General features: G+C 73.7%; 5 protein-coding genes. 4 read left to right on the plus strand and 1 reads right to left on the minus strand.

The genetic code is table 11. From position 1 onward, the window contains the following. Positions 1-76: 76 nt before the first annotated feature. Entirely contained in the window at positions 77-709 is a 633-nt protein-coding gene (locus ACRDP3_RS15115; RefSeq protein ID WP_431517455.1) for a TIGR03085 family metal-binding protein, read from the minus strand. A 246-nt stretch (positions 710-955) separates the two neighbouring features. On the opposite strand from ACRDP3_RS15115, the gene hisI reads away from it, so the two are divergent. From hisI to ACRDP3_RS15135, 4 genes are all read left to right on the plus strand, one after another. Further along, the gene (gene hisI / locus ACRDP3_RS15120; protein ID WP_431517456.1) at positions 956-1,351 is read left to right on the plus strand and encodes a phosphoribosyl-AMP cyclohydrolase; all 396 of its coding nucleotides are present in this window, start codon (positions 956-958) and stop codon (positions 1,349-1,351) included. An 11-nt stretch (positions 1,352-1,362) separates the two neighbouring features. Then, positions 1,363-2,979: an anthranilate synthase component I gene (locus tag ACRDP3_RS15125; protein ID WP_431517457.1), complete on the plus strand. Its 1,617-nt coding sequence runs from the start codon at positions 1,363-1,365 to the stop codon at positions 2,977-2,979. Next, positions 2,976-3,677: a TIGR02234 family membrane protein gene (locus tag ACRDP3_RS15130; RefSeq protein ID WP_431517458.1), complete on the plus strand. Its 702-nt coding sequence runs from the start codon at positions 2,976-2,978 to the stop codon at positions 3,675-3,677. Before ACRDP3_RS15125 ends, ACRDP3_RS15130 begins: the two co-directional genes overlap by 4 nt. Before the next feature lie 145 nt (positions 3,678-3,822). Further along, on the plus strand, positions 3,823-4,068 hold the full coding sequence (locus tag ACRDP3_RS15135) for an HGxxPAAW family protein (protein WP_431517459.1): 246 nt from the start codon (positions 3,823-3,825) through the stop codon (positions 4,066-4,068). Positions 4,069-4,102: the final 34 nt, after the last annotated feature.

Below are 4,102 nucleotides of genomic sequence, written 5' to 3' on the forward strand. Positions count from 1 at the left end.
GCGCACGCCGATGGGGCGCGGCGGCTGACGTGGGCAGACCGCAGGGCGTGGCGGCAGCCGGGAGGGCGCGGCGGCCTCAGATGCCGAGTCCGGCTTCGTACGCGCGGGCGACGGCCGCCTTCTCGCCGTCCGCCTCCACCCGGGCCGGGTCCTGGCGCCCCGAGGCGAACAGCACCAACTCGTTGGGTTCGCCGCTGACGGTCACCACCGGGACGCCCTTACGGGCGACGACGGTCTGGCCGTTGGGACGGCGCAGTACCAGCCCGACCGGTGACTTGCGGCCCAGGAGCCGTGCGGTGCTCTCCAGCCGCTTCCACAGCGCGTCCTGGAAGACGCCGTCCAGCTCGCGCGGCGTCCACTCGGGCGCGGCGCGGCGGACGTCCTCGGCATGGACGTAGAACTCGACGGTGTTCGCGGCCTCGTCGACCTGCTTGAGCGCGTACGGCGACATGCGCGGCGGCCCGGTGCGGATGAGCTGGATCAGCTCCTCGTAGGGCTTGGCCACGAACTCCGCCTGCACCCGGTCCAGTCGCGCGGCGAGCCCTTTGAGCAGGATCCCGGCCGCCGCGTCGGCGCGGCGCTCGCGCACCACGACGTGCGCGGCGAGGTCCCTGGCCTTCCAGTTCTCGCACAGAGTCGGGGCCTCCGGCCCGCTGGTCTCCAACAGATCGGCCAGAATGAGACGTTCACGCATGGCATGGGTGGTCATTCCCCCAAGGGTACGGCCGGCCGCCCACGACGGCGCTGATCCGGGCCCTGCGCGGGAGTACGCCGCGGCTTCGGCGCACGGCGGGACGAGGCGCGGCGAGTCCGGAATCTTCGCTTCCGTAACGGGGCGGACACCGGAACCGGTCGGGCCGGCGTGAGGGCCGCCCGGCCCCGGGCGCCGCGGTCCGGGCGGCGGGCCGTTTTCTTCGGGCTCCGCCACCGCACCGTGAACCGCGAGTGAGCGGGGATGCGCGAGAATGGGGCCATGTCCGCACGATCCCTCGACCCCGCCGTCGCCGGCCGCCTCAAGCGGAACGCCGACGGGCTGGTCCCCGCCATCGCCCAGCAGTACGACACCGGTGAGGTGCTGATGCTCGGCTGGATGGACGACGAAGCCCTGCACCGCACGCTCACCACCGGCCGCGCCACCTACTGGAGCCGCAGCCGCCGGGAGTACTGGGTCAAGGGCGACACCTCCGGCCATGTGCAGCACGTCAAGTCCGTCGCCCTCGACTGCGACGCCGACACCGTGCTGGTCAAGGTCGACCAGGTGGGCGCCGCCTGCCACACCGGGGACCGCAGCTGTTTCGACGCCGGCGAACTGACCCCGGACGGCCCGCGTGCCGACGCCGGCGCCCAGTAAGGTCAACGATCATGACGACTCCGGACCTCGACACCTTCCGTACGCTCGCGAAGGACCGCCGGGTCATTCCGGTGACCCGGCGCCTGCTCGTCGACGGCGACACCCCCATCGCCCTGTACCGCAAGCTCGCCGCCGAGCGGCCGGGCACCTTCCTGCTGGAGTCCGCCGCTGGGGGCACCTCCCACGCCGCAGGCGGTGGGGGAGGGGGGACCTGGTCGCGCTACTCCTTCATCGGCGTACGCAGCGCCGCGACCCTCACCGTGCGGGACGGGTCGGCGCGGTGGCTGGGCACGCCTCCCGTCGGGGTACCGGACGAGGGCGATCCGCTGCGGGTGCTGCGGGAGACCGTCGAGGCCCTGCACACGCCCCGCGATCTGCACGAGGACGCTGATCTGCCGCCGTTCACCGGAGGCATGGTCGGCTATCTCGGGTACGACATCGTTCGGCGGCTGGAGAAGGTCGGCGACAGCGACACTACGGCCGACGACCTGGCCCTGCCCGAGCTGACCATGCTGCTCGCCTCGGACCTGGCCGTACTCGACCACCGGAACGGCACGGTGCTGCTGATCGCCAACGCGATCAATCACAACGACCTCGACACCGGCGTCGACGACGCCTACGCGGACGCCGTGGAACGCCTCGACGCCATGGCCGCGGACCTGGCCCGGCCCGCGCCGGCCGGCCCGGCCGTCCTGCCGCCCTCGGAGCTGCCGGAGTTCACCGCGCGCTCGGGCGGCGCCACCTACCAGGGGTGGGTGGCGGACATCAAGGAGCGCATCCGCGCGGGCGAGGCATTCCAGGTGGTGCCCTCGCAGCGGTTCGAGACGCCGTGCGCGGCCGGCGCGCTCGACGTCTACCGCGTGCTGCGGGCGACCAACCCCAGCCCGTACATGTACCTGTTCCGCTTCGCGGACGAGGATGGGGGCACGCCCCCTGGCTCCGCCGGGGGGACCCCCACCCAGGCCGCAGGCGGAGGGGGAGGTTTCGACGTCGTCGGCTCGAGCCCGGAGGCGCTGGTCAAGGTCGAGGACGGGCACGCGATGATGCACCCCATCGCGGGCACCCGCCCCCGTGGCCAGACCCCGCGGCAGGACACCGAGCTGGCCGACGAGCTGCTGGCCGATCCCAAGGAGCGGGCCGAGCATCTGATGCTGGTCGATCTGGGCCGCAACGACCTGGGGCGGGTCTGCGAGCCGGGGAGCGTCGAGGTCGTCGACTTCATGTCCGTCGAGCGCTACAGCCACGTCATGCACATCGTCTCCACGGTGACGGGCCTGCTCGCCGAGGGCCGCACCGCCTTCGACGCGCTGACCGCCTGCTTCCCGGCCGGGACCCTTTCCGGGGCGCCCAAGCCGCGCGCCCTGCAGATCATCGAGGAGCTGGAGCCCACCCGGCGCGGCGTCTACGGCGGCTGCGTCGGCTATCTGGACTTCGCCGGGGACGCCGACATGGCCATCGCGATCCGCACGGCGCTGCTGCGCAAGGGCACGGCCTACGTGCAGGCGGGTGCCGGTGTCGTCGCCGACTCCGACCCCGTCGCCGAGGACACCGAGTGTCACAACAAGGCGGCTGCCGTGCTGAGGGCGGTCCGTACGGCCGAACGGCTCGGCGGTAGCGTGGACGGGTGACTTCCGTACCACCGGCTCGCTCGCCCGACTCGCCTCCGGGAACCGCACCCGCCACCACACCCGCACAGGACTCCGCGTCCGCGCGCTCCCGCGCCGCCCGGCGCGCGCTCGCCCTCGCGCTGCTGTGCGGCGCGCTGGGTGCCGCGCTCGCGCTGGTCGCCGGCGGGCAGGTGTGGAGCCACTCCACCGCGTCCTTCGCGCAGGGCAAGCTGCCCGTGCAGGCGAAGGGCAGCGACGTCACCGGGCTGCCCAGCGCGCTGGCGCTGGTCGGACTGGCCTCCCTCGTCGCGGTCTTCGCGGTGAAGCGCGCGGGCCGCGCCCTCGTCGCCGGACTGCTCACCCTGTGCGGCGCGGGCACGCTCGCCTCCGCGCTGCTCGGGGCGGACGACAGCGGAGCGCTCACCGACAAGGCGGCCGAGGCCAGCGGTCTCGCGCAGAGCGGCATCGAGGCGGTGCATGTCAGCGCCTGGCCGTATCTCTCCGCGGTCGGCGGCACCCTGCTGCTGTGCGCGGGTCTGCTGGCGCTGCGCTACGGGCGTACGTGGCCGTCGATGTCCGGAAGCGGACGCTACGAGCGCGCCCCGCGCAGGACGCGCGGCGCCACCCCCGGGGCCGGTACGGCCGTGGACCCGGACCGGCCCGAGGATCTGTGGAAGGCGCTGGACCGCGGCGAGGACCCCACCCACGGCACCGCCTGACCGGCACCTCCTGGCCGGCACCCCCTGAACGGCACAGGTACCGCCGACTCCCACCCCTGACTCTGCGGCACCGCGCGGCAGGAGGAGAATGGCGGGAAGCGGGCCCGACGGGCCCACTGAGCGAAGTGAACTACGAGGAGCACACATGGCGGGCAACAGCCACGGTCACACCCTGGCGGCGTGGACCGGCGTCACCATCGTCACCATCGGATTCTGCGTCGCCGGGTTCTTCACGGTGGTGGCCCAGCCGCTGGGCGTCGCGGCCGGCCTGGTCCTGTCCGCCGCCGGTGGCGTGGTCGGCATGCTGATGCGGGCCGCGGGCCTGGGTCAGGGCAAGCCGAGCGGCCGTACGCGGGCGGGGCAGGCCCAGCCGCAGGGCCAGTCGTCCTGAACGACCAGACGGCCGGTCCGGCGCGGCGCCGGCT

The organism is Streptomyces sp. (assembly GCF_050698815.1).
Taxonomy (GTDB): domain Bacteria; phylum Actinomycetota; class Actinomycetes; order Streptomycetales; family Streptomycetaceae; genus Streptomyces.

Excerpts from the sequence above, each read along its gene's own strand:
- hisI (WP_431517456.1), top strand. The coding sequence starts at position 956 with ATGCGCGAGAATGGGGCCATGTCCGCACGATCCCTCGACCCCGCCGTC.
- ACRDP3_RS15135 (WP_431517459.1), top strand. The coding sequence starts at position 3,823 with ATGGCGGGCAACAGCCACGGTCACACCCTGGCGGCGTGGACCGGCGTC.
- ACRDP3_RS15125 (WP_431517457.1), top strand. The coding sequence starts at position 1,363 with ATGACGACTCCGGACCTCGACACCTTCCGTACGCTCGCGAAGGACCGC.
- ACRDP3_RS15115 (WP_431517455.1), bottom strand. The coding sequence starts at position 709 with ATGACCACCCATGCCATGCGTGAACGTCTCATTCTGGCCGATCTGTTG.